Source organism: Streptosporangium nanhuense (assembly GCF_059358815.1).
Window position 1 is genome coordinate 44,852 of sequence record NZ_JCADBG010000013.1, and the last position, 24,327, is coordinate 69,178.

Here is a 24,327-nt window from a genome sequence, read left to right on the forward strand (position 1 = left end):
TTATGGATTGTCCACGTATGTCGGTTATAGCGTTCCATCGCCCCCCTCATCTGGAAGGAGTAGGACGATGAAATACGCACAGCTCGGCACCACCGGAGTCTTCGTCTCCAGCATCTCGCTCGGAGCGATGAGCTTCGGCGGGCGAGGTTCCCAGGTCTGGGAGGCGGTCGGCGCGCTGGATGTGAAGGACACCGACCACCTGGTGGGCACCGCGCTCGATCACGGGGTGAACCTCATCGACACCGCCGATGTGTACGGCGGGGGCGAGTCGGAGGAGCTTCTCGGCCAGGTGCTCGGGGCGCGCCGCCGCGACGTGGTGCTGGCCACCAAGATGACCGCGCGGATGGCCGGTGGTCCCAACGACGTCGGCCAGTCCCGGCTGCACATCATGCGGTCGCTGGAGGACAGCCTGCGCAGGCTCCGTACCGACCACATCGACCTCTACCAGATCCACAACATCGACCCGATCACGCCCTTCGAGGAGTCCCTGTCCGCCCTCGACGACGCCGTGCGCCAGGGGAAGGTCCGCTACGTCGGCGCCTCGAACCTGACCGCCTGGCAGGCGATGAAGGCCCTGGGAGTCTCCGAGCGGCGGGGATGGGCGCGGTTCGCCTCCCTTCAGGCCCAGTACTCGCTCGCGGCGCGCGACATCGAACGCGAGATCCTCCCCCTGATCCAGGACCAGAAGCTCGGCCTGCTGGTCTGGAGCCCGCTCGCCGCCGGCCTGCTGTCCGGAAAGTTCGACCGCACCGGCACGAGCGACGGCGGGGCCCGCCGCAACCAGTTCCAGTTCCCGCCGGTGAACCTGGAGCGCGCCTACGACGTCATCGACGTCCTGCGCGAGGTGGCGGCCCGCCACGAGGTCGGCGTGGCCCGCGTCGCGCTCGCCTGGGTGCTCTCGCGACCCGGCGTGAGCAGCGTCATCATCGGCGCCAAGCGCCCCGAGCAGCTCACCGAGAACCTCGCCGCCGTCGAGCTGGAACTCACCGAGCGGGATCTCACCGAGCTGGACGCCGCCAGCGCGCTCCCGGTGGAGTACCCCGGCTGGATCCAGGCCGACCACTCCGACCGCTTCCCCAAGCAGGGGGCGTGGGAGTTCACCCCGCAGGGTTGACCCTGACACGGTGGCAGGGCGTAGAACAGAATCATGACCAGTGACGCCCTCGCCGACCGTCTCGCCCTCGGCGTGGAGCGGGGCCGGCTGCCCGGCCTCCACGCCGTGGTCGCCCTCCGCCACGGCCGGGTGATCCTTGAGCACTACGGCGAGGGCGAGGACTTCCGGCTGAACGAGCCGCTCGGCCGGGTGCGCTTCACACCCGGCACGCTCCACGACGTCCGCTCGATCACCAAGAGCGTCGTCGGCCTCCTGTACGGCATCGCCCTCGCCGACGGCCGGGTGCCGGAGCCGCGCGAGCCGCTGCTACGGCACTTCCCCGAGTATCCGGACCTCGCCGAGGACCCCCGGCGGGCCGCGCTCACGGTCGAGCACGCGCTCACCATGACGCTCGGCCTGGAGTGGGACGAGAGTGCCCCCTACACGAGCGTGGCCAACAGCGAGGTCGCGATGGAACTCGCCCCCGACCGTTTCCGTTACGTCCTGGAGCAGCGGATCGTGGACGAGCCCGGCCGCCGATGGTCCTACTGCGGGGGCGCTTCGGCGCTGGTGGCGCGACTCATCGAGAAGGGCACCGGCCAGGCGGTGCAGGACTACGCGCGCGCCAGGCTGTTCGAGCCGCTGGGGATCACGCGCTTCGAGTGGTCGACCGGTGAGGACGGCGTGGCCCAGGCCGCCGCCGGGCTGCGGCTCACCCCTCGCGACCTTCTCGCGATCGGGCGGCTCGTGCTCGACGGAGGCGGCGGCGTCGTCCCGTCGTCCTGGCTGGAGATGGCGCTGCACCCGCACGTGCGGATCGACGAGGGGTCCCACTACGGCTATTACTGGTACGTGGGCGACACGTGGACGGGCGGGTTCGGCAACGGCGGCCAGCGGATCCACGTGGCACCCGCGCTGGACCTGGTGGTCGCCATCACCGCGGGACAGTACAACGAGCCCGACCAGTCGACCGCCTCGGTCGTGCTCGACGAGGTGATCCTGGCGGGGATCGGGCACTGAACCGCGCGCTCGCCGGGAACGCGGGAGGAAAACCGAAGCGCGCCCGCAGGGAACGCGGGAGGAAAACCGCTCGCCCGCGTTCCGCCGAGCCGCCGCCGAGCCGCCGCCGAGCCCTCGTCGGGTCCTCGCCGTCGCCGTCGTCTCCACCGCAGGGGACGTCGAGCCCCCGGTGCGTGCGGTGGCCGTACGGCTAGAGGTTCTTCGCCCGTGGCCGCTGCGTGATCGTGTTCCTGACGAGCCACAGGACGCTCTGGTGGATCGCCACCCCGGCGGCGACGTTGAGCACTCCCAGCGCGGCCGCCGTCACCAGTGAACCGTCGAAACCGATCACGTCGCCGGCCAGGAGCACGGCGGGCCAGAACACGGCGGCGGCGAGGAGGGAGGCCCGCCACCAGCGCCCGAAGACCAGGCCGAACAGGATCATGGTTGGTATCACGATTCACGCCCTTCGGAATGATCTGCCGACATCTTCATCATCACCTCGCGGCACGGTTCTAAGCCCGTCGGATCGGTTGGATCGCCGTACCGGCCGGGATTTCGTGCCGGGATCGCGCGGCGGGACCTTACGGCGGGATCGCGCGGCGGCAGGGCCGCTCCCCGGCTCACCGGCCGCTCCCGCCGTCACGCCCCGTCCGGTCGCCGGTGGAACGCCCGGGCCGCGAGGAGTGGCGGTGCGCGCGGCGCGGAGCCTCCGGGGGGCGTGCCTTGGGGAGCCGGGCGTGCTGTCCCCCGCGCGCCTTCGGGCGCCCGGGGGCCTCCGAGCGGCGGACGTACACCGGGACGCCCGGCCGGAGGAACCGGTAGAGGTCGAGGGCGACGTGCAGCGGGACCCGGACGCATCCGTGGGACGCGGGGTAGCGGGGGACGAGGGTGGAGCCGTGGATGGCGATGCCGCCGTTGAAGTAGACGGAGTAGAACATCGCCCCCAGGACTCCCGTAGACCAGTCGGGAACCCGCACCCCCGCCCGGTAGTCGCCGAGCGGGGTCTCGGCGAACCCGCAGTGACCCTTCTCGCAGTACGGCCTGCGGGCACCGGTCGAGATGTGGGTCACCAGCACGGGCTTCCCGCCTCTCCACGCCGTGAGGAGCTGGCGCCGCAGATCGATCTCGGCCCTTTCCGGCTCCCCGTCCGCCACCAGAGGCCTGACACGACGGGGGCTCAGGAGGGCCTGCCAGGTCGGCGAGTCGATCCTGTCGACGGCCTTCAATCCGTTGGCCTTCTGGAAGGCCCACACGGTCATCCGCAGGGCGGAGTCATACGTGGGGGTGAGATTTCCCGGGGGGAAACCCAATTCTTTAAGCCTTTTCTTCGCGTTATGCACCTCTATTCCCCTGCTGCCTGTTTTGAGGGTCGCGAATTGATCCGGCAGGGGAACGTGCCGGGAATCGGGGGCGGGGTCGGCCAGGGCGGGCGCGATGCTGAAGGGGAGGGTGGTGACCAGGGCGAAGACGGTGCTGCTGATCAGGGAGCGTCGAATGGTGCTTCGCATATGTGACGTCTATCCACCGACGGGTGTGATCAACCCTGTAATGCTACTTGCCGGGGAGTAAGACTTATACATCCGCGTGCGGTTCAAGAGTTATCTCGGGGGAATTTTCCCGAGAAAATCTGCATATATTTGCGGGCGGTGTTATATGACGATATTCATCATATATTTCTGAAAGCGATGAAAGCGCTCGACGGGGACCGGCGGGGATCTACGGGGTTCACCAAGACTCGCCGGGGCTTGCCAGGGCTCACCGGGCGCGCGAGTAGCGGACCGTCCGGTCATGGGCGCGGAAGCCGAGAGCCTCGTACAGCCGCACGGGCACCGGATACCCCGCGTCCCCCCGAGGATGGACGATCGCGGAGACCGCTCCCGCCTCCCGGAGCCGGTGCAGCGCGTACAGGCAGGCCGCACGGGCCAGTCCCGTCCGCCGGAAGTCAGGGTGCGTGCCGACCGGCTCCAGTTCCCCGACGCCGTTGGCGTCGTCCAGCCAGATCAGGCAGTACGACACCGCGCGGCCGTCCGGCGCCTCGACGACGCAGTCCAGCTCGCGCCGGTAGGGCCACGCGCCCATGACGTTGCGATAGCTCTCCTCGGTGACCGACGAGGGGGCGAACGCCGACCGGTGCACGGCCACCCGCTCGGGCACGTCCTCCTCGCCGCGCACGTGCCGCGCGACGAAACCGGGAGGCACCTCGGGGCCCGGCAGGTCGCGCAGGTCGCGTGACATGCGCACCAGGAAGGGCGCGTCCGCGGGCCCCCGCCGGTAGCCGTGCCGGGACAGGACCGCGGCGAGCCGCCTCTCGCTCTCCAGGACGGTCACCCCCCGCTCGTCGCCGGTGGCCACGTCGCCGAACCAGTCGAGCACCTCGTCCGCCAGCTCGGGACGCTCCGGATGGACGTACATCTCCAGCTCGCCCGGAGGCGTCGCCCACCCCCACGCCAGGGTGTCACCGTCGCGCTCCCACAGCGCCGTCGGCCACTCCGCCTCCCGTCCCACGTGCTGGAACCTGCTCCAGGCGAGACCCCCGATGTGCGGCCGGGTGGCGGGGCCCCAGGTCGCCCGTACGAGCTCCTGCATCCTCCGCAGGTCGGCGGGGCCCTCGTAGGGGCGCACGGTGATGTCACCCATCGGTCTCACATCCCTCCCGCGACGGCTCCACGGCCCGGCCCGGCGCTCCCCGCGGCAGGACCGCGGACTCGCCGGACCACTGAGCCGCCGAAGCGCCCGAACCGCCGGTGCCCGACCGCCGATGCGTGCGTCCGAATCGCCGGATCCCGGCACCGCGTATTCTTTCGCCGCTCCCCGCCGGACGCATCCGGATATCCTCTCTCCGGGGTCGGGCCTCTCTGGCTCGGGCCTTCCCGGGTCGGGCCTTCCCGGGTTGAGCGCGACCTTTCCAGCTACCCACGCGAAGCGCATTGATTCACGTGAAACCTTCGCCGATCACGTGGCGGGTGTCATGGGAGCGGTCCGCGCGAAGTCCGGGTGAGCGGCGCCGGTCGCTCAGCTCAGCCGGATGACGCCCTTGGAGACCCTGATCTTCTTGCGGGCCAGCGGCCGCTTGGCGGGGCCCCTGGCCACCGAGCCGTCGGCGATCCGGAACCTGCTGCCGTGGCAGGCGCAGTTGATGGTCCCGCCGCGGATGGTGGAGACCGGGCAACCCTGGTGCGTGCACTTCGCGCTGAAGGCGCGGAAGGTGCCCTTCTTCGGCTGGGTGACCACCCACGTGCCCTTGATGATCCGGCCGCCGCCGACGGGAATGCTGCTGGTCTTGGCGAGGATGGGGCCGGCGGCCTCCCCGGTGTCCTCGGCGGCCTCGGCGGGGCGTGCCCACGCGGTGGCCGACGCGATCGCGGCGACGGCGCCGCCTGCGAGGCCTCGGAAGATCATGAAGCGACGGGTGGGGGCGGACATGACGGGCCTCCTGGGGGTTGAAGGGGTCCGTGAAAGATCACGTGTGTGGTTCATATCACAGGAAAACGGGCCTGTAGCCATGCTTCGCGATCTTTCCCCGCGATGCGCAGGCTGCCGCCGTGCCGTACCGCGATGTCCCTGGCGATGGCGAGGCCGAGACCCGCGCCGCCCGCGTCCCTGTCCCTGGCCTCGTCCAGCCGGGTGAAGCGGTCGAAGACCGCCTCGTGGTGCTCGGCGGGAATGCCCGGTCCGTCGTCGCGCACGTCGAGCACCGCCTCACCGTCCTCCGTGGCCAGCCGGACGGTGACCGCGGAACTCGCGTGGCGTACGGCGTTGTCCACCAGGTTGGCCACCAGGCGGCGCAGCTGACCGGCGGAACCGAGGACCACGGTGTCGGCCGCCACCTCCAGCGTGACCCTGATCTCCGGCCTGGGCCGCGACCTGGCCGCCTCCTCGGCGGTGACCTGGCCGAGGTCCACCTCCTCATGAGCGGTGGGCTCACCGGCGTCCAGGCGGGCGAGCAGGAGGAGGTCGGAGGTGAGGGCCTGGATCCGCTCCACGTCGGTGAGCGCCTCGGCCGCCAGCGGTCCCGGCCGGGCCAGCTCCAGGCGGGTCCGCAGGATGGCCAGCGGGCTGCGGAGCTCGTGGGCCGCGTCGGCGACGAAGCGCTTGTGCCGGCTGACCGCGAGTTCGAGGCGGTCGAGCGTGCGGTTCATGGTCTCGGCGAGGCGGGCGATCTCGTCACGCGACCTCGGCACGGGGACCCGCCGGTGCAGGTCGCTGGCGGTGATGTCGGCCATCTCGGCGCGGATGGCCGAGACCGGTGCCAGCGCCCGGCCGACGGCGAGCCAGGTGAGGGCGGCGACCAGCAGGAGCAACGCGGGAATGCCGGGAAGCAGCAGGCCGCGCAGGGTCGTCAGGGCGTCCGCCGTCGGTTCGAGCGACGCCCTGGCCTGTACGAACAGTGTGCCGTCGGCGGTGTTCACCGGCATCGTGGCCAGGGCGAAGGACTCGCCGGGAGCCCATCCCGCCACCTCGGCCGGCTGCGCGGCCCCGCTCGCGGTGCCCAGCAGGGCCACCGCGGGGGGCTCCGCGCCCTTCCCGCCGGACGACCGGAAGGCGGCCGGGGCCGGGGCGGAGCGCGTCGGAGCGGGCGGCACGGCATGCCTGAAGATCTTGATGTCGGGGTCGAGGAGGGTCGGCTCCGACTGCTGGGCGGTCGTGGCCCGCGCTCCGGTGACGGTCACCACGTCGACCGACGGAGCGTCGATCACGCACGCGGGGGATCTCGGGGTGACGGTCGAGGTGGCGTCGGCCGCCGGGACACCGATCGTCACCGCGCCGCCGGGCAGCACGCCGCCGGCGGCACCGGCGAGCACGTCGGCGGTGGCGCCGGCGCGGCGGGCGGCCTCGTCGGAGGCGCTCCGAGTCAGGCTCCCCGTCAGCACGCCGACGAGCACCGAGGCCGCCACCCCCAGCGCGACCGCGACGATGGCGGTCGCCGCGAGGGTCGCCCGGAGCCGTACCGACAGGCGCGGTGCCATCTCAGGCCTCCAGTCGGTAGCCGGCGCCGCGTACGGTCACCAGCGACGAGCGCCCGAACGGAGAGTCGATCTTGCGGCGGAGCGCGCTGACGTAGACCTCGACGATGTTCGGGTCGCCGTCGTAGGAGAAGTCCCACGCCTGGGCCAGCAACTCGCTCTTGGAGACCACCTCGCCCTGCCTGCGCGCCAGGCCGTGCAGGACCGCGAACTCCTTGGGCGTGAGGGAGATCTCCACCTCGCCCCGGCGGCAGCGAAGCCCCGCCGGATCGACGGTCAGGTCGCCGACCGCGATGGACACCGGCCTCGCCCTGCCGCCCCTGCGTACCAGCGCGCGCAACCGGGCCAGCAGCACCACGTAGGAGAACGGTTTGGACAGGAAGTCGTCCGCGCCCGTGTCCAGGGCCTCGGCCTCGTCGTGCACCCCGTCCTTGGCGGTGAGCATCAGGATCGGCGTCCAGTTCTCCGCGTCACGAAGCCTGGCGCAGACGGTGTAGCCGTTCATCCGGGGCAGCATGACGTCGAGCACGATCACGTCGTACGGGTTCTCGGTCGCCATCCACAGCCCGTCGCGCCCGTCGTACGCGACGTCGACGGCGAACCCCTCGCCCGCCAGCCCCTCCTTCAGGAGATGGGCCAGGCGCTTCTCGTCATCAACCAGTAGCACGCGCATGCCGCCAGCCTGCCGTACCCCGCCTAAAGCCAACCTGAAGACGATTTCTGGCGCCTTCAGGCTGGGTTCAGGCAACGGGCGGGAGCCTGTGACCTCCAGAACCGCACGCCGGTCCGCTCACCGGCCCATCCGCGACTCGTCCGCCGACTCGTCCGACCTCGCCTGACAATCCGACCTCGCCTGACAAGGAGAACATTCATGCGCATCCGCATGCTCGCCGCCGCCGTGGTGACCGCGGGGGCTCTGATGGCCACGCTGACCGGTGCCGCCAGCGCCGACGACACACCCAGCCCGGCCCCCGCCCCCCTGCCCGGGGACAAGGTCGTGCTCATCGAGTGCGAGGGGGGCGGCCACGTGACCCTGACGACGCGGCGGCTCACCGAGGCCGAGCGCGAGAAGCTGGAGAAGGAGGGGGCCGCGGTGCCCGCCCTCCCCGCCGTCCCCGCCCTGCCGCCCGGGGAGGCCGGCGAGTTCAGGAAGCCCGAGGTCGGCGAGTTCAAGGCCGAGGGGTTGAGAAAGCCTGGAGCCGACGAGCTCAGGAGGCCCGAGGCCGGGGGCGTCACGGTCACCGACGTCATCCGGGCGGAGCGGGCGGAAGCGGTGCCGTCCGCCCTGCCCGAGGGCGTGACCCCGCCCAGGGCCGTCAGGGGCATAGCCGCGTCTCCCCGTCCCGAAGGCGCTGCGAAGCCCGGGGAGGCGGCCACGCTCTCCACGGCCGTGTCCGCTCCCGATGGGACCGCGGTCACCGAGGTCAAGGTGACGGGCAAGCAGTCGGAGGGCGACGTGCCCACCGTCACCTGCGTCAGCAAGGCCGCGGAGGAGTGAGACCGCGGGGACGCCCCGGCGAGCCGGGGGGCGTCCCCGGAAAGACCTGCGAACCGGCCCGGGCATCCGTGCGGGAATGACCCGGGCCGGTTCGCAGCCGGCTCGAAGGGGATCCGGCAAACCCGCGCGAGCCCCCCGGCCGGTCCAGCGGGACCACCGGGGACGACCGCGCGGGACCGCTCCGGAGATCCGCGCCGTACGGGGGCCGGTGCGGTTCGATCTCCGGCGAAGGTCTCTGCCGAAGGTCTCTGCCGAAGGCCTCTGCCGAAGGTCTTCGGTGAAGGTCTTCAGTGAAGGCCTTCGGTGAGGGACTCCGGTGAAGGACTCCCACCGCGCGGGACCCGGAGTCGGGAAGAACGGGTCCCGTGCGAGGTCCGCCTCCGGGGAGGAGCGGGTCACGTGCGATGGTCAGCCCTCGGGGAAGGACGGGTGCGGGCCCAGCGCCCAGTACTCGTACAACCCGTAGCCGATCCGGCCGTCGTACTCGAAGCGGCCGACCGCGTCGACCATGCCCCACATCCTGGGGGCGTCCTCGGGCAGCGTGTGGGTGACGCCCTGGACCACCGGGCCGGGACCCTGGTACATGCCGTGCTTCCAATCCGATTCCAGGCCATATCCGGTGCCCACCATCAGGTGCACCGGGAGAATCGGGACGCAGTGCAGGTCGAAGGGTTTCCCGCCCGGCGGGGAGAAGGAGATCGTCGCCTCGCGCACCTCCCGGGTGCCGTCCACGTACGTCGGACGGTACTCGGGACGGCCGAGATACTCCTCCTCGCCCTCCCTCGGAGAGCCGAACCCCCACACGCGCACCGCCTCCTCCAGCACCCGGCGGCCCTTCTCGTCCTCCTGGATGATGCACAGGATGGCGTGGTCGTCGAACTGGACGGGCGTGTAGAGCCAGTAGAAGGTGCCCGCGTTGCGCGCCTGGATGCCGGGGGGCTCGGGCTCGCCGACCGGGCGGATGCCCCACGAACGGTCGCGGGTGCCCTGCCAGCGGTCGGGGGTGACCTCGACGCGCTCGTCGCCGACCTGGATGTGCCCGGTCCACCGGCCGGTCTGGGCCAGCCGGGAGGAGTCGAACACCACGCGCTCCTGCCAGCGCAGGAAGTGCCGGGGCTCCAGGGTGGCCGGTACGGTGCCCTCCCAGGTGAGGTCGAAGGACAGGCCGTGCTCCGTGGCGTCGAGCACCACCCGCAGCCGCCGGAGGCCCTCGATCACCTCGACCCCGAACGGGCCGACCCGCGTGTCCATCCGGTCGTCACCGAGTTCCCGGGAGGCCCGCACCACGCGGTGCAGGTTCCGGTACCGCACGCAGGCGAACGCGTCGGTGACCCCGAGGTTGGGATACTGGCCGAGACCGACGATGAGCATCAGCTCGTCGGACCCGGCATGGCAGTTGAAGTAGTACCGGTCGTAGAAGTTGCGGTCCGACGTCGTGACGTGTCGCATCACCTCGGGCGACTGATGTACGGGATGGTCGTCGAGGGGCGACAGCGTCATCGGTGCTCCTTGGGTCGAGGAACACGTTCTAACAAGCGCTTGGTGATCGGTCAATGGGCTCCCGCACAGGAGCGTCGGCGACCTCCTCTTATAGAGGTGCCAGTACGTCCCCGCGCAGGAGTACGGCCCGCGCAGGAGTACGGCCCGCGCAGGAGTACGGCCCGCGCAGGAGTACGGCCCGCGCAGGAGTACGGCCCGCGCAGGAGTACGGCCCGCGCAGGAGTACGGCCCGCGCAGGAGTACGGCCCGCGCAGGAGTACGGCCCGCACCTTCGCGGTGCGGGCCGTACTCCTGGCGATCGCCGTACGCCGTCCTCGACCGTACGCCGTGTTCACGCGACCGGCCGGCACTCGTGCGGCCGACCGGCGCGCTCCGATCCCTAGGGCAGTTTCTTGGAGGTGTGCTCCGCCCTGGAGTCGGCCTTGGCGCTGATCTCGTCGGCCTTCGTCGCGGCGTCGTCCACCGCGCCGGAGGCCTTTCCGGCCGCGGCCTCCGTCTTCTGCCCGACCCACTGGGACGCGTCGGAGGCGCTCTCCTTCAGAGTGTCCGCCCACTGGTCGGCGTTCCTGCGGTACAGGACATAGCCCGCCGCCGCGATCGCGACGCCCGCGAAGAGCAGGATCATCGGCGTTTTCCTGGACTTCGCGGGAGTGGGATCGATCCTCGCGGCGGCCTGGGACAGCGCGGCGCTGATTTTCGGCGCGAGCTGCTCCTCGAACGAGTGCGCGGCGGCGTCAAGCCTGGGTGCCGCCCACCCGCGTGCCACGATGATCTTCTCGCTGGCCACGTCACGAGCCTGACCGGCCACATCACGGGCCTGGCCGGCCATCTCTCGGGCGTGACCGGCCACATCACGAGCCTGGACGGCCATGTCATGAGCATGAGAACTGGCCGCGTCACGGGCGTGGCTGGCCATTGGGCCAACCCGGTCCGCGGCTCGGACGGCCTGAGCCTTCACGTGGCGCAGCCGCCTTTCCGGTGCCACGATCTTCATGTGGCGCTTTCCAAACAGTGCTAGAGGCACAACAACCTCCCCATTCGTTGGGGCCCCGTCGCCACCCCTTCCCGCTCGAAGGCGGCTCAATCATGACGGCCCGTGGGAGGATGCTTGAGGATGCGGCCACGGCCGAAATCGTCAAAATGCCACAAAAGCAATACGTTGCACAGGTATTCCTACGACCTGAAGGGGGCAGTCCGATCATGGCTGAGAAGTTGATCGCGAACCTCAACACCAACCGCGGTAGCGTGAAGGTCCAGCTCTTCCCGGATCACGCGCCCAAGACCGTGAAGAACTTCGTCGAGCTCGCCGAGGGCACCCGCGAGTGGGTGCACCCGGAGACCGGCCAGAAGTCCACCGCCAAGCTGTACGACGGCACGATCTTCCACCGGGTCATCTCCGGATTCATGATCCAGGGTGGCGACCCGCTGGGGCAGGGCGTCGGCGGCCCCGGCTACAAGTTCGACGACGAGATCCACCCGGACCTCTACTTCAACCGCCCGTACCTGCTCGCCATGGCCAACGCCGGCGTCCAGTTCGGCCGCGGCACCAACGGCTCGCAGTTCTTCGTCACCGTGGTGCCCACGCCGCACCTCAACGGCAAGCACACCATCTTCGGTGAGGTGATCGAGGGTCAGGACATCGTCGACGCCATCGCCAAGACCGACACCGACGCCCGTGACCGTCCCACGGAGCCCGTGGTCCTGGAGTCGGTGACCATCGAGCGCGTCCAGAGCTGATCTCTCGCCCGGCGGCCTCCCTCGGAGGCCGCCGTTCGCGTTCCCGCCCGATTCCGCCCCCGGGCCGGTGTGGCCCGGCGGTCATCCATAGGTGTACGGGCGCTCGGGATCGTGAATAGGCTGGCAGTCTGTGGATAACAGCACGCTCGAAGGGGCCAGCCACACACATGACCACCCAGCCGTCCAACGAGCCCGACACCGTTGTCCCCACCTGTTACCGGCATCCGGGACGTGAGACCTACGTCCGCTGCCAGCGCTGCGACCGCCCCATCTGCCCCGACTGCATGCGCGACGCCTCGGTGGGCTTCCAGTGCCCCGAGTGCGTGGCCGAGGGCAACAAGGGCATGCGGCAGGCGCGGTCCGTGTTCGGCGGCGGTGTCGTCGCCAAGCCCTACGTGACCTGGACACTTCTCGGTGTCAGCGTCGTGATGTTCCTGGCCCAGCTGGCCTCGGACAACCGGGTGACCGCCGAACTGGCGATGTGGGTCTACGGGGTCGCCGTCGACTCCGAGTACTACCGGCTGATCACCAGTGCCTTCCTGCACCGGGACTTCCTGCACATCGGGCTGAACATGTGGGCCCTGTTCATGGTCGGCCCCTATCTGGAGCAGGCCTTCGGCCACGTCCGGTTCCTGGCGTTGTACTTTCTCGGCGCCCTCGGCGGCTCGGCGCTCGGTTACTGGTTCGACCCGATCAACGCCTTCAGCCTGGGGGCGTCGGGCGCCATCTTCGGCCTGTTCGGTGCGATCTTCGTGGTGAGCAGGCGGCTCCGCCTCGACCTTCGCCCCATCATCGCGCTGCTCGTGATCAACCTGGTGATCACGTTCATTCCGGGGCTGAACATCAGCTGGACAGCCCACGTGGGAGGGCTCATCACCGGTGTGATCGTCTCGGCCGTCCTGGCCTACGGTCCGAAGGCCGGTCGCACGCTCTTCCAGAGCGTGCTGCTTCTCGGCGTTCTGGCGATCCTGGTGGGATTGGTGATAACCAGGACCGCCTTCCTGATGTCGTCGGTGGCCTGAGTCCCCAGGGTGTGGACAATGCCTGTGGAAAAGCTAGCGCCAGCGGGTGGAAAGGATCACCCCGAGGATGATGAACGCGAACCCGACCAGCAGGTTCCAGTTCTGTAGGGTGCCGAGGAGGGGAGCGGTGGGCGCCACGTAGTAGACGGCGATCCACAGGATGCCGACGATCCAGCAGGTCACCATGACCGGCGCCAGCCAGCGGGGGCTGACCTTGACCTGCTGTGAGGTCTGCGGCGGGGTGTAGACCGGCTTCTTACGAGTCTTGGGCTTGGGCACTGGGGTTCTTCTCCTGCGTCAACCCTGCGCGATCTGGATCGTGCGCAGGCCGTGTCGATTAGCGTAGTCGCTAGTGGGTGAAGTTCCGTGTAAGGATAGTCTGCGCAGGTGGACCATGGCGATTCCGTGGGGCACCATCCTGTGGCAAATGTTGCGCCGGACCCGTGATCCGGTCCGCCCCGAAGGTGTTTTCCGTCACTAACCTGACCCCATGAGAGCGGCGCTGAGGGCTCTGGGGGACCTGAGCGTCACCACGGGGCTGGTCGTCCTTCTCTTCTGCGCCTACCTGCTGTGGGGCACCGGTTCCTACACGGCCGCGCAGCAGGCGCTGCTGCGCGAGGAGCTCCTGGAACAGGGGATTTCGCCAGGTGGAGGGGCCCGAGACCGGCGGGGCGAGCCGGTCGGGCCGATCCGGCTGGGCGGGGCGGTGGCGATGCTGGCGATCCCCAGGCTCGGGGACGACTACCGGTACGCCATCGTGGAGGGCGTCGATCATGATCGGCTGCGGATGGGCCCCGGCCACTATCCCGGAACCGCCATGCCCGGAAAAATCGGTAATTTCGTTCTTTCGGGCCACCGGACCACCTACGCCGCGCCCTTCAACCGCATCGACGAGCTTCGCCGGGGCGATCTCATCCTGGTCGACGCCCGCGAGGCCCGCTACACCTACCGCGTCACCGGCAAGCGCGTCGTCGACCCTGCCGAGATCGGCGTCATCGCCCCGGTCCCCGGCCTGCCGGGCCGCGAGCCGACCAGGGCGCTGATCACCCTGTCCACCTGCCACCCGGAGTACTCGGCCGCCCAGCGCCTCATCGTCTTCGGCGAGCTGGAGGGACGCGAGAACCGCCTCGGACGGCCCGGAGAGACGCCCTGAACAGGCCCGGGGGACGCCCCGGACAAGGAAGGAGGTCCTGTGTACGGCTGGATCTGGCGGATGCTTCCCGGAAACCTCGTGACCAGGGGGTTCACCGCCCTGGTGCTGGTCGGGCTGGTCGCGGCCGTACTCTGGTATGTCGTGTTCCCCTGGATCGAACCCCGTGTCTCCCTCGACCTGACCACCGTGGGCCGATGAGCCGCGTCCTGGTCGTCGACAACCACGACAGCTTCGTCCACACCATCGTCCAGTATCTCCGCGAGCTCGGCGCCACCTGCGACGTGCGCCCGCGCGACCGGGTCGCGGTCGAGGATATCCGTGGCTTCGACGGGGTCCTGATCAGCCCCGGCCCCGGCACCCCGGAGGACGCGGGGGTGAGCGTCCCGCTCGTCGGCCACTGCGAGGCTCACGGCATCCCGCTGCTCGGCGTCTGCCTGGGGCACCAGGCCATCGCCATCGCCCACGGGGCGACCGTGGGGCGGGCACCCGAACTGGTGCACGGCCGTACCAGCGCGATCTCGCACGACGGGGGCGGCGTCTTCTCCGGCCTGCCGTCACCGGTGACCATGACGCGCTACCACTCGCTGGCGGTCCTGCCGGGGACGGTGCCCGAGGTCCTCAAGGTCACCGCGACCACCGAAGACGGTGTGATCATGGGCTTGCGGCACCGCACCGCACCCGTCGAGGGCGTGCAGTTCCACCCCGAATCGGTGATCTCGGAACACGGTCACCGGCTGCTCGGAAACTGGCTCGAAAAATTGTTGTAACGCGGGCCTCATCCTGGACGATTGACCAGTGAGAGTCCTTCCGCCATCGCCCCCGAGTGGCGGAAGGACTCTTCCCCGTTTCCGGGCCTGCCGATTTCCGGCCCCGGCCCCGGCCCCGGCCCCGGCCTCGCTTCCGGCCTCCGGCCTCCCCGGGCGAGAAACCGGGTGACACCGCCTCTCCGGACGGGAAGCCGGTGACACCACCGCGAGACCCGGACGCCGCGAGACCCGCGGGAACGCGACAGCTGCCAAAGACGCCGTGACGAGCGTGGGCGGGAAACGACGAGGGCCGGAAACGACGGGGCCGGAAACAACGAAGGCGGGACACGACGAAGGCCCCCGCGTGGTCGCGAGGGCCTTCCTCAGGTGCTCCGGTCAGGTCCCGTCCGGCGGCGCCTCTTCGAAGATCGTGCCGTCGTCGGGCTCCGTGGGCGTGTCCTCCGTCGGCTCCTCGGGAATGGTCGGCTGCTCATCGGGGACGGTCGGCTGCTCGGTCGGCTCGGGCGGTGCCCCGCTCGACACGATCAGCGTGATGGTCGTTCCCTGCTGGTACTTGCCGCCCGCCTCGGGAGACTGGCTCAGCACGGTGTCCTTGGGCAGGTCGCTCGGCTGCGGGACGACCTTCCACCTGAAGCCCGCCTCCTTGAGCGCGTTCTTGGCGTCCGCGACCGTGAGGTTCACCACGGCCGGGACCTCCATCGCCTCCTTGGGGACGTAGATCCGGACGGTGCTGCCCTTGTTGGCCTTCTTGCCCGGCGCGGGCACGGTCTCGAAGACGATGCCCTGCTTGCGGCTGGAGGGCTTGGTCTGCAGGTTGACCTCGAAGCCGGCGTCCTCAAGGGCCTTCGTGGCGTCCTCCGCGCTCATGTTGAGCACGGTGGGCACCTCGACCTTCTCGATCCCCTTAGAGACCTTGAGCGTCACCTCGGTGCCCTTGTCGACCTCGTGGTCGGCCGCCGGGTCGCTCTCGATCACCGAGCCCTTCGGGATCTCCTCGTCGAACTCCGCGACGACCTTGACCTTCAGCTCGAGACTCTCGAGCCTCTTGGTCGCCGCCTCCTGGGTCTGCGAGGCCAGCGGCGGGATCTTCACCTTGCTGTCGGTGGTGGGGGTGCCCGGCGAGCTGAGGTACATGTAGCCGACGCCGATGAAGGCCCCGATGACGAGCAGCGGGATGAGGATCCACGCCGCGGTCTTGACCGCGGTGTTCCCGCCGCTCTGCTGCCGTCGCCGCCCGCCCCCGCCGGTGCGCGGGCCGCCCTCCTCGCCGTACTCGTACGCGGGGACGGCGGTGGTGCGCTGGGTGGCCGGGCCGCCGGGACCGCCGGGGCCGGGGGCCTGCATCGTCCGGGTGGCCGAGCCGTAGCTGTTGTTGGCGCTCAGCGCCATCGTCTGGGCGTCCGTCGGGATGCCGGACATCGCCCGCTGGATGTCGGCCCGCATCTCCCCGGCGCTCTGGTAGCGGTGCGCCGGGTCCTTGGCCATCGCCTTGAGCACGATGGCGTCGGCCCACGGGGGGATGTCGCGGTCGATCTGCGAGGGCGGGATCGGGTCCTCGCGCACGTGCTGGTACGCGATCGCGACCGGCGAGTCACCGGTGAACGGCGGCTGCCCGGTCAGCAGCTCGTACAGCACGCAGCCGGTGGAGTAGAGGTCGCTGCGGGCGTCGACCCGCTCGCCCCTGGCCTGCTCCGGCGAGAGGTACTGGGCGGTGCCGATCACCTGGGCGGTCTGTGTCATGGTCGCGGCCGAGTCGGCCATCGCGCGGGCGATGCCGAAGTCCATCACCTTCACGTCGCCGTTGCGAGTGATCATGATGTTCGCGGGCTTGATGTCGCGGTGGACGATGCCGCCGCGGTGGCTGTAGTCAAGCGCCCGCAGGATCCCGTCGACCAGCTCGGCGGCGCGCTCGGGCAGCAGCCGACGGTCGGCCCGCAGCAGGTCGCGCAGCGTGCGGCCGTCGACGTACTCCATCACGATGTAGGGCACCGGCGCGCCCTCGGAGACGTCCTCGCCGGTGTCGTAGACGGCGACGATGGACGGGTGGTTCAGTGACGCGGCGGACTGCGCCTCCCGGCGGAAACGCGCCTGGAAGATGTGATCCCTGGCCAGGTCCGCGCGGAGGGTCTTGATGGCGACGATCCGATCCAGCCGGATGTCTCGGGCGCGATAGACCTCGGCCATGCCGCCACGCCCGACGACGCCGTCAAGCTCGTAGCGATCGCCGAGGCGTCGGGGCTGAGTCATTTCCTGCACTGTCCCTTACCGTTCATCTTGGGTGCCGGTGAGCTCTTGAGCCACCGGTGTCCATCATCGACCCGTTGCCGCATCACGTCTCCTCATTCGGCGGGTCCGTATCGCCGGGTTCAGGAGTCGTGCTCGGGGTGGGGCTCGGTGTCACCGTCGGGGTGGTTGGTGTCGGGGTGGGCGTCGGGCTGGGGCTGGGCGGTGGCGACGTACTCGGCCTTGCGGTGGGCGTGGCCGATGTGCTTACCGTAGCCGACGGCGTGACCGAGGGGCGGGCCGACTTCGTCGGTGAGATCGGCGGTCTGCTCGTCGGAGGCTTGTTTTTCGTCGGCCGTGCCGTCGGCGACGTGGTGGCCGGGCTCGACCGTACGACCGGCTCTCCCGGCTCGCTGTCACCGGGCTGGTTCGTCAGCTCGTGGACCGCCAGCGCGCCCAGCCCGACCGCGGCGGCGCACCCCGCGACCGTGGCGACGATCACCGTCGTCCTGCGCAGGCCGCGACGTCCGCGACGTGCCGGTACGGCGCCCGGCGGGGGCGTGCCCGCGCCGGATCCCGCGCCGTGACCCGGACCCCTGCCGGAACCCCCGCCCGCCCCGGGGCCCGTGCCCTGATCGGGACCCGCCCCCGGGCCGGGCTCGGGCCGGAGGGGGGTGGCGATGGCGGAGGTGACCTCCTCGGGCCACTCGCTCGCGGGCTCCGCGCGCCAGCCCACCGGGTCGGTGAGCATGCCGAGACCGGTGGCACCGGTGGAGGTCAGCGCGTCGAGCAGCATGTCAGCCCGCTCCGACAGCTCCCTGGCACCGGCCGGACGCCGCAGCGGGTCCTTGGCCAGGCACGACATGACCAGGTCGCGCACCGCGGGCGGGATCCACTCCGGCAGCGGCGGCGGGGGTTCGCCGATGTGCATGAGGGCGATCGCCACCTGCGTCTCGGCGCGGAACGGCGCCTGCCCGGTGAGGCACTCGTAGGCGACCACGCCGAGCGAGTAGATGTCGGTGGCGGGCGTCAGCGGGTCGCCGGACGCCTGCTCGGGGCTGACGTACTGCGCGGTGCCCATCAGGATGCCCGTCTGGGTGACCGGCACCGCCTCCAGCGCCCTGGCGATGCCGAAGTCTGTGATCTTTATCACGCCCGCCTCGGTCACGAGGAGGTTCCCGGGCTTGATGTCCCTGTGGATGATCCCGGCCCGGTGCGCGGCGTGCAGGCCCATCGCGGTCTGGCGGACCACGTCGAGGGTGATCTCGGGGCTCAGCGCGCCGTCGCGGGCCAGGATGCCGGCCAGCGACTGGCCGGGCACCAGCTCCATCACCAGGTAGGCGACGCCGCCGCCCTCGCCGTAGTCGAAGACCTGCGCGATGCCGGGATCGGACAGCCCGGCCGCGATGCGCGCCTCGGAGCGGAACCGCAGGCGAAAGGCCGGGTCCTCCGCCACGTGCGGGCGCAGCAGCTTCACCGCGACCTCGCGGCCGAGCAACTCGTCCTTGGCCCGCCACACCTCGCCCATGCCGCCCGACGCGATCCGCCCCAGCGGGCGGTACCGGCCCCCGAGCAACGCGGTCATCTACCCAGCACCGCTTCCATCACGCTCTTGGCGATCGGGGCCGCGGTCTGACCACCGGAGGCGTCGCTGCCGGCGCTCCCGGACTCGACGATCAGCGCGACGGCGACCTTGGGGTCCTCCGCGGGGGCGAAGGAGATGAACCACGCGTGCGGGTCACGGCCCTGGGCGGTCTCGGCGGTGCCGGTCTTGCCGCCGACCGTCACGCCCGGGATCTGCGCCGCGCTCGCCGTGCCCTTGTTGACGACGTTGACCATCATCTCCTGGAGCTTGCGCGCGCTCTCCTCGCTCATCGCGGTGTCCAGCTCGTCGGGGTCGGCGCTCGCGACCTCGCCACCCTCGGAGTCAGCGATCTTGTTCACCAGGTACGGCTTCATGACCACGCCGTTGTTGGCGATACCGGCGGCGATCATGGCCATCTGCAGCGGGGTCATCTGGTTGCTGCGCTGGCCGATCGAGGCCTGGGCGAGGGCCGCCTGGTCCTCCTCGGGGCCGATGCTGCTGGGCGCCACCGGCATCGGGATCGCCAGCTGCTCGCCGCCGATGCCGAACTTGGCCGCCTGGTCGCGCAGCGCCTCGTAGCCGAGGTCCATCGCGATCTTGCCGAACGGGGTGTTGCAGGACTTCTCCAGCGCGAACGACAGCGTCACCCGCCCGGCGCCGCACGCCGCGCCGCCGTAATTGGGCAGGTCGGCGGTGGTGTTGGGCAGGTCGAGCCGCTGCGGGGCGTCGACCTGGGTCTCCGGGCCCACCGTGTCGTCGCTCTCCAGGTAAGCCGCCGCGGTGACCACCTTGAAGGTCGAGCCCGGCGGGTAGGTGCGCTCGACCGCCCGGTTCAGCAGCGGCGTGTTCTCGTCGTTCTCCAGCTTCTTGGAGGCCTCGTTCACCTGGGCCTTGTTGGCCTTGGACAGCGGGTTGGGGTCGTAGGTGGGAATCGAGACCATCGCGAGGATCGCCCCGGTCTTCGGCTCGATCGCCACCAGCGCGCCCTTCTTGCCGCTCTCGCCCAGCGCCTTGTACGCCGCCTCCTGCGCCCTGGGGTTGATCGTCAGGTCGACGTTGGCGCCCTTGCTCTGCTTGGCGGTGAACAGGTCGATGCTGCGCCGGATCAGCAGGTCGGCACTGGTGCCGTTGAGCAGGGAGTTCTCGGCCCGCTCGATGTTGCTCTCGCTCTCGGGCGCGAAGAACCCGGTGATGGGGGCGTAGACCTTGCCCTCGGGATAGCGGCGCTCGAAACGGAACTCGGGGTCGCCGGTGTCGAACGACTCGGCGAGCACCTTGTTGCCCGCGGTGATGCGGCCGCGCTCGACCTCGTAGCGCGCGTACAGGTTGCGGTCGTTGCGCGGGTTCGCGCGCAGGTCGTCCGCCCGCACGGCCTGCAGGTAGTTCACGTTGATCATGAGCAGGCCGAACATGAGCAGGCAGGCAAGGGCGGCGCGCTTGAGGGGACCGTTCATCGCTGGAACACCTGCGTCATTCCTTCGTCCTGGATGGCCTGGGGCGGAGGCTTCCTCGCCGTATCCGACATGCGTACCAGCAGCGCGATAAGGATCCAGTTAGCCAGCAGCGCCGACCCGCCCTGGGACATGAACGGGGTGACCAGGCCGGTCAGCGGGATCAGGTTGGTCACGCCGCCCACGATGATGAAGACCTGCCAGGCGAGGATGAACGACAGGCCGCCCGCCAGCAGCTTGGAGAACGGCTCGCGGGCCGCGATCGAGGTGCGCAGGCCGCGCTCCACCAGCAGGGCGTAGACCATCAGCAGGGCCATCAGCCCGGTCAGGCCCAGCTCCTCGCCGGCGGCGGGGAAGATGAAGTCGGAGAAGGCCAGCGGGATCTCGTAGGGGTGGCCCTGGCCGAGGCCGGTGCCGAGTATGCCGCCCTCGCCCAGGGCGAACAGGCCCTCCATGAGCTGCGCGCTGCCGCCGACCTGATCGAAGAGCGCGGGGTCCTCGGGGTTGAGGAAGACCGTGAAGCGGTCCTGCACGTGATCGAAGAGCAGCCCCGCCAGGACCGCTCCACCGATGAAGAGCAGGATGCCGATGAGCACCCACGAGGTGCGCTGGGTGGCGATGTAGAGCATCGCGATGAACGTGCCGAAGATCAGCAACGAGGAGCCGAGGTCCTTCTGCAGGATCAGCACGCCGAGGCTGAGGCCCCAGGTGATCAGGACCGGCCCCAGGTCGCGGGCCCGGGGCAGGTCGATGAAGAGCAGCCGCCGCCCGGCCAGGGCGAGCACGTCGCGCTTGGCGACCAGGTAGCCGGCGAAGAAGATGACCAGGGCGAGCTTGGTGAACTCCGCCGGCTGGAGGGTGAAGCCGCCGACGCCGATCCAGATGCGGGCGCCGTTGATCTCCTTGCCGACGAACGGCAGCAGCGGCGAGACCAGCAGGGCCAGGCCGACGGCGCCCATGGTGTAGGTCAGACGCTGCAGCGCGCGGTGGTCGCGCAGCACGATCAGCGTCACGGAGAACATGACGACCCCGACCGCGGTCCACATCAGCTGGTTGGTGGCCGAGGCGCCCTTCATGCCGGATTCCTCGAGGCGGTAGATGACCACCAGCCCGAGGCCGTTGACCAGCGTGACCAGCGGCAGGATCAGCGGGTCGGCCCAGGGCGCGAACCTGGCCAGCACCAGGTAGGCGGCGAGCATGAGGCCGCCCAGGCTGAGGCCGTAGGTGACCATTCCGGAGGGGATCTGCTCGTCGAGGGCCAACCCCACGTTGGCGTACGCCAGCATCACGATGGCGACCGCGAACGCGAGCATCGCCAACTGGGCCACCCGCCGTTTGGCGGGAAGCGGGACCGGCTCTGCGCTTGGGGTGCTCATGTGTCTACTGTGACCTTGTGGGTTCGGGAGCCCTCGGGGGCGTGGAGGACGCGGAGGCGCTCGGGGATGCGGTCGGTTCGTCCTTCCCGTCGGCTTTGGCCGCGGACGTCTTCAGCTCTTCGATCTTCTTCAGGCCCGCCTCGACGGTGGGGACGGGGATGCCGTCGCGGACCTGGCCCTGCTGGAACGCGCCGAGAGTCGTGATCGACTCGGCGGTGCTCCGGGCGACGTCGAAGAGCTCGATGGGACCCAGGTTGGTCTTCACACCCTGGAAGACCACGATCTCGTTGCCCTTGGCCCCCACGAAGTACTGGTCCTCCAGCCACTGCCCGCCGAAGTACCAGCCTAAGCCGCCCCCGATGACGACGACGCCGCCCGCCGCGACCAGAAGAGGCCACAGCCGGCGGCGTTTGGCCGGTCGGGCCGCGGCCCTGACGATCGGCTCGTCGGTGTCGTCGGTGTCGTCGTCGTCGGAGATGACGGGCTGCGGCATGGTGACCGCGCTGGCCCGGCCCGCCGGGGTGTCCGGCGGCTGTGACCGCGGCATGCTGGAACCGGCGGCGCCGACCACGGCCGCGTCGGTGCGCGGTACGTGGGTCTCGTCCACCTCCAGCACGTCGGCCAGGACGCAGGTGATGTTGTCGGGGCCGCCGCCCCGGTTGGCCAGGTCGATGAGGGTGCGGACCACCCCGTCGGGATCCTCGATCGTGGAGAGCGTGTGGTGCAGGGTCTCCGCGCTCACCACCCCGGACAGGCCGTCGGAGCAGAGCAGGTAGCGGTCGCCGATCTGGGCCTCGCGCAGCGACAGGTCGGGGTCGACCTCGCCGCTGCCGTCGAGCGCCCGCAGCAGGATCGACCGCTGGGGATGGGTGGCGGCCTCGTCCTGGGTGATCCGGCCGTCGTCCACCAGTGACTGCACGAGGGTGTGGTCGTGCGTGATCTGGTAGAGCTCCCCGGCTCGCAGCAGGTAGGCCCGTGAGTCGCCGACGTGCACGAGGGCGACCCTCGTCCCCGACCAGAGCATGGCGGTGAGGGTGGTGCCCATGCCCTTGAGACTGGGGTTGTGACTCACCATCTCGTGCAGCTTGCGGTTGGCGTCGCGTACGGCCGCCTCGATGGCGCTGAGCAGGTCACCTCCCTGTGCGTCCGTGTCGAGCGAGGACATCTCGGCGATGGCGACCGAACTGGCCACCTCGCCGTGTGCGTGGCCGCCCATGCCGTCCGCGACGGCGAGCAGGCGGCCGCTGGCGTAGGCGGAGTCCTCGTTGCCTTCGCGGAGGAGGCCGACGTCAGAGCGGGCGGCGTAACGGAGTGCGATGGTCATTTGCGCAATTCGATGACGGTCTTGCCAATGCGGATCGGAACACCGAGCGGCACCGGAGTCGGACGGGTGACTTTGGAGCGGTCAAGATACGTGCCGTTGGTGGAGCCGAGATCTTCCACGATCCACTGACCGTCCTGGGGGAAGAGCCGGGCGTGCCGGCTGGAGGCGTAGTCGTCGCTGACTACCAGCGTCGCGTCGTTCGCCCGGCCGATGGTGATGGGCGTCTCCGAGAGGGTAATGGTGGTGCCTTGGAGGGGGCCACCGGTGACGACCATCTCCCGTGGTTCCCCCTTCTTGGATTTGGCCGGGGCCTTCACCGGCTTGGGGGCCTTGCGCGCGGGGACGGCGGCGGCCGTGCGTGATCCGAACAAGTCTGTCCGGATCACACCGACCGCGGCAATCACGAAGAACCACAGCACCGCGAGGAAGGCGAGCCGGATCAGCAGCAGCGTGAGCTCGGACATGGACCGTCTGTTTACCTTTAATCGCGCCGGAAAACCAGAGTCGTTCGCCCCAGCGTCACGCGAGTGCCGTTCTGGAGCTCGACCCGGCGAACCGGCTGGCCGTTGACGAAGGTGCCGTTCGTGGAGCCGAGGTCGACGAGCGCGACCAGGGGACCCTCCACTCGCAGCTCGGCGTGGTGCCGGGACACACCCGGGTCCACCAGCCGCAGATCGCAGTCGGTGCCCCTGCCGAGCAGGGTCACCGGTGTTGTCAGGTCGAAGGACCGCTGGCCCTGCGGGTCGTCCTGGGTGGACACCAGCAGGCGGGGGCGGCCCCCGAAGGCGTGGGGTTTCGCGGCGGGCACGTCGCTCACCGGCTGGCGGATCTCGTCCTGCTCGACCGTCGCGCCACGGATCACGCCCGAGCGGATGCGGAACAGGCCGACCGCGAGGTCGTCGGCCGTCTCGAAGCGGACCCTGACCGGCCCCACGAAGGAGTAGCCCTGTTCCTTGGCGTACTCCCTGGCGAGGTTGGCCAGCTCGTGGCTGATGCTGTCGGAGTAGACCTCCAGCCGCTCGTTGTCGGTCGTGGACAGTTCGACCACGAAGTCGTTGGGCACGAGAGTGCGTCCCTGGGCGACGATCGCCGCCCGCTCGTCCATCTCCCGTTGGACCGCACTGGCGACCTCTACCGGCTGAAGGTCAGATTTGAACGCCCGTGCAAAGGCCCCTTCAACCAAACCTTCGAGCCTCCGCTCGAAACGCTGAAGGACTCCCACCGGGTACCTCCCCTCCTCCGTCTATGTGGTCGCGGCCGCTTGGGGGCTCGTTGGCTCGTTCCTCGCTCTCTCGCACCCAGCTGCTCCGCTTTCGCATCTAGGAGGATCGTATCCGGGTTCATGGGTACCGGCTGATCCGTGCTAATGTTTCGACCGCACCCAACAAGGGCGGGTGGCGGAACGGCAGACGCGCACGGTTCAGGTCCGTGTGTCCGAAAGGACGTGAGGGTTCAAATCCCTCCTCGCCCACAAGATCACTACCCCGGTCGCGCGGACAGCGCGACCGGGGTTTTGTCGTTTCCTGGGAAACCACGCATCCATCTGAGCCATCCGTAAGGTCTCGTGGCCGGCCGAGTCGATCATCGATCAAGGTAGTCGCTCGCTCCGTTATAGAGAAGTCCCAGGGGTTA

The 24,327-nt window shown here is 69.9% G+C and carries 23 protein-coding genes, 1 tRNA gene and 1 pseudogene; 9 read left to right on the top strand and 16 right to left on the bottom strand.

Annotated features, from left to right (window positions below):
• Window positions 1-67: 67 nt before the first annotated feature.
• Both AC5L38_RS24240 and AC5L38_RS24245 read left to right on the top strand, forming a co-directional pair.
• Window positions 68-1,114, top strand: coding sequence for an aldo/keto reductase (locus AC5L38_RS24240; RefSeq protein WP_495245110.1), 1,047 nt, complete (start codon window positions 68-70; stop codon window positions 1,112-1,114).
• A 33-nt stretch (window positions 1,115-1,147) separates the two neighbouring features.
• Window positions 1,148-2,113, top strand: coding sequence for a serine hydrolase domain-containing protein (locus AC5L38_RS24245; RefSeq protein ID WP_495245111.1), 966 nt, complete (start codon window positions 1,148-1,150; stop codon window positions 2,111-2,113).
• Between the two features lie 190 nt (window positions 2,114-2,303).
• On the opposite strand, the gene AC5L38_RS24250 is transcribed toward AC5L38_RS24245, so the two are convergent.
• The 6 genes from AC5L38_RS24250 to AC5L38_RS24275 form a co-directional block, all read right to left on the bottom strand.
• Entirely contained in the window at window positions 2,304-2,549 is a 246-nt protein-coding gene (locus tag AC5L38_RS24250; RefSeq protein ID WP_495245112.1) for a hypothetical protein, read from the bottom strand.
• Window positions 2,550-2,715: 166 nt separating this feature from the next.
• On the bottom strand, window positions 2,716-3,603 hold the full coding sequence (locus tag AC5L38_RS24255) for a L,D-transpeptidase family protein (RefSeq protein WP_495245113.1): 888 nt from the start codon (window positions 3,601-3,603) through the stop codon (window positions 2,716-2,718).
• A gap of 247 nt (window positions 3,604-3,850) precedes the next feature.
• The gene (locus AC5L38_RS24260; RefSeq protein ID WP_495245114.1) at window positions 3,851-4,732 is read right to left on the bottom strand and encodes a GNAT family N-acetyltransferase; all 882 of its coding nucleotides are present in this window, start codon (window positions 4,730-4,732) and stop codon (window positions 3,851-3,853) included.
• 375 nt (window positions 4,733-5,107) lie between these two features.
• On the bottom strand, window positions 5,108-5,518 hold the full coding sequence (locus AC5L38_RS24265; RefSeq protein ID WP_495245115.1) for a Rieske (2Fe-2S) protein: 411 nt from the start codon (window positions 5,516-5,518) through the stop codon (window positions 5,108-5,110).
• A 50-nt stretch (window positions 5,519-5,568) separates the two neighbouring features.
• Window positions 5,569-7,062, bottom strand: a complete 1,494-nt coding sequence (locus tag AC5L38_RS24270) for a sensor histidine kinase (RefSeq protein ID WP_495245116.1) — start codon at window positions 7,060-7,062, stop codon at window positions 5,569-5,571.
• Between the two features lies 1 nt (window position 7,063).
• Window positions 7,064-7,732 (bottom strand): response regulator transcription factor, encoded by a 669-nt coding sequence (locus AC5L38_RS24275; protein WP_389909145.1) that lies wholly within the window; start codon window positions 7,730-7,732, stop codon window positions 7,064-7,066.
• A gap of 198 nt (window positions 7,733-7,930) precedes the next feature.
• Between AC5L38_RS24275 and AC5L38_RS24280 the strand changes: the two genes are divergently transcribed.
• Window positions 7,931-8,557 carry a hypothetical protein gene (locus tag AC5L38_RS24280; RefSeq protein WP_495245117.1) on the top strand — a complete coding sequence of 209 codons (627 nt, stop codon included), beginning with the start codon at window positions 7,931-7,933 and terminating at the stop codon, window positions 8,555-8,557.
• Window positions 8,558-8,965: 408 nt separating this feature from the next.
• Here AC5L38_RS24280 and AC5L38_RS24285 read toward each other — a convergent pair whose 3' ends face one another.
• Together AC5L38_RS24285 and AC5L38_RS24290 are read right to left on the bottom strand one after the other, a co-directional pair.
• Window positions 8,966-10,057: an Rv3169 family protein gene (locus tag AC5L38_RS24285; RefSeq protein WP_495245118.1), complete on the bottom strand. Its 1,092-nt coding sequence runs from the start codon at window positions 10,055-10,057 to the stop codon at window positions 8,966-8,968.
• 379 nt (window positions 10,058-10,436) lie between these two features.
• Window positions 10,437-10,928 (bottom strand): hypothetical protein, encoded by a 492-nt coding sequence (locus tag AC5L38_RS24290; RefSeq protein WP_495245119.1) that lies wholly within the window; start codon window positions 10,926-10,928, stop codon window positions 10,437-10,439.
• A gap of 329 nt (window positions 10,929-11,257) precedes the next feature.
• On the opposite strand from AC5L38_RS24290, the gene AC5L38_RS24295 reads away from it, so the two are divergent.
• A complete protein-coding gene (locus AC5L38_RS24295) occupies window positions 11,258-11,794 on the top strand; it encodes a peptidylprolyl isomerase (protein ID WP_495245120.1) in 537 nt (178 codons plus the stop codon).
• A 167-nt stretch (window positions 11,795-11,961) separates the two neighbouring features.
• The gene (locus AC5L38_RS24300; RefSeq protein ID WP_495245121.1) at window positions 11,962-12,816 is read left to right on the top strand and encodes a rhomboid family intramembrane serine protease; all 855 of its coding nucleotides are present in this window, start codon (window positions 11,962-11,964) and stop codon (window positions 12,814-12,816) included.
• A gap of 33 nt (window positions 12,817-12,849) precedes the next feature.
• Here the strand turns inward: AC5L38_RS24300 and AC5L38_RS24305 are convergent, their stop codons facing one another.
• Entirely contained in the window at window positions 12,850-13,095 is a 246-nt protein-coding gene (locus tag AC5L38_RS24305) for a cell division protein CrgA (RefSeq protein WP_495245122.1), read from the bottom strand.
• A gap of 211 nt (window positions 13,096-13,306) precedes the next feature.
• Between AC5L38_RS24305 and AC5L38_RS24310 the strand changes: the two genes are divergently transcribed.
• From AC5L38_RS24310 to AC5L38_RS24320, 3 genes are read left to right on the top strand one after another with little or no spacing between them, the layout of a single operon-like run.
• Window positions 13,307-13,969: a class E sortase gene (locus AC5L38_RS24310; RefSeq protein ID WP_495245123.1), complete on the top strand. Its 663-nt coding sequence runs from the start codon at window positions 13,307-13,309 to the stop codon at window positions 13,967-13,969.
• 39 nt (window positions 13,970-14,008) lie between these two features.
• Window positions 14,009-14,167 carry a hypothetical protein gene (locus tag AC5L38_RS24315; protein WP_495245124.1) on the top strand — a complete coding sequence of 53 codons (159 nt, stop codon included), beginning with the start codon at window positions 14,009-14,011 and terminating at the stop codon, window positions 14,165-14,167.
• Window positions 14,164-14,736: an anthranilate synthase component II gene (locus AC5L38_RS24320; RefSeq protein ID WP_495245125.1), complete on the top strand. Its 573-nt coding sequence runs from the start codon at window positions 14,164-14,166 to the stop codon at window positions 14,734-14,736. Before AC5L38_RS24315 ends, AC5L38_RS24320 begins: the two co-directional genes overlap by 4 nt.
• A gap of 375 nt (window positions 14,737-15,111) precedes the next feature.
• Here the strand turns inward: AC5L38_RS24320 and pknB are convergent, their stop codons facing one another.
• From pknB to AC5L38_RS24355, 7 genes and pseudogenes are all read right to left on the bottom strand, one after another.
• On the bottom strand, window positions 15,112-16,983 hold the full coding sequence (gene pknB, locus AC5L38_RS24325) for a Stk1 family PASTA domain-containing Ser/Thr kinase (protein WP_495245126.1): 1,872 nt from the start codon (window positions 16,981-16,983) through the stop codon (window positions 15,112-15,114).
• Between the two features lie 853 nt (window positions 16,984-17,836).
• Window positions 17,837-18,544: pseudogene (locus AC5L38_RS24330) on the bottom strand (protein kinase domain-containing protein); the annotation flags it as partial.
• Window positions 18,541-19,998, bottom strand: a complete 1,458-nt coding sequence (locus AC5L38_RS24335) for a peptidoglycan D,D-transpeptidase FtsI family protein (protein WP_495245127.1) — start codon at window positions 19,996-19,998, stop codon at window positions 18,541-18,543. The gene AC5L38_RS24335 and the pseudogene AC5L38_RS24330, both read right to left, overlap by 4 nt.
• Complete coding sequence (locus tag AC5L38_RS24340; protein WP_495245128.1) at window positions 19,995-21,371, bottom strand: FtsW/RodA/SpoVE family cell cycle protein; 1,377 nt, start codon at window positions 21,369-21,371, stop codon at window positions 19,995-19,997. The genes AC5L38_RS24335 and AC5L38_RS24340 overlap by 4 nt, the downstream gene beginning before the upstream one ends.
• 4 nt (window positions 21,372-21,375) lie before the next feature.
• Complete coding sequence (locus AC5L38_RS24345) at window positions 21,376-22,695, bottom strand: Stp1/IreP family PP2C-type Ser/Thr phosphatase (RefSeq protein WP_495245129.1); 1,320 nt, start codon at window positions 22,693-22,695, stop codon at window positions 21,376-21,378.
• The gene (locus AC5L38_RS24350; RefSeq protein WP_344748567.1) at window positions 22,692-23,159 is read right to left on the bottom strand and encodes an FHA domain-containing protein FhaB/FipA; all 468 of its coding nucleotides are present in this window, start codon (window positions 23,157-23,159) and stop codon (window positions 22,692-22,694) included. The genes AC5L38_RS24345 and AC5L38_RS24350 overlap by 4 nt, the downstream gene beginning before the upstream one ends.
• Before the next feature lie 17 nt (window positions 23,160-23,176).
• Window positions 23,177-23,917, bottom strand: a complete 741-nt coding sequence (locus tag AC5L38_RS24355) for an FHA domain-containing protein (RefSeq protein WP_362688487.1) — start codon at window positions 23,915-23,917, stop codon at window positions 23,177-23,179.
• Between the two features lie 166 nt (window positions 23,918-24,083).
• Here AC5L38_RS24355 and AC5L38_RS24360 point away from each other — a divergent pair.
• A tRNA-Leu gene (locus tag AC5L38_RS24360) sits at window positions 24,084-24,166 on the top strand.
• Window positions 24,167-24,327 lie beyond the last annotated feature (161 nt).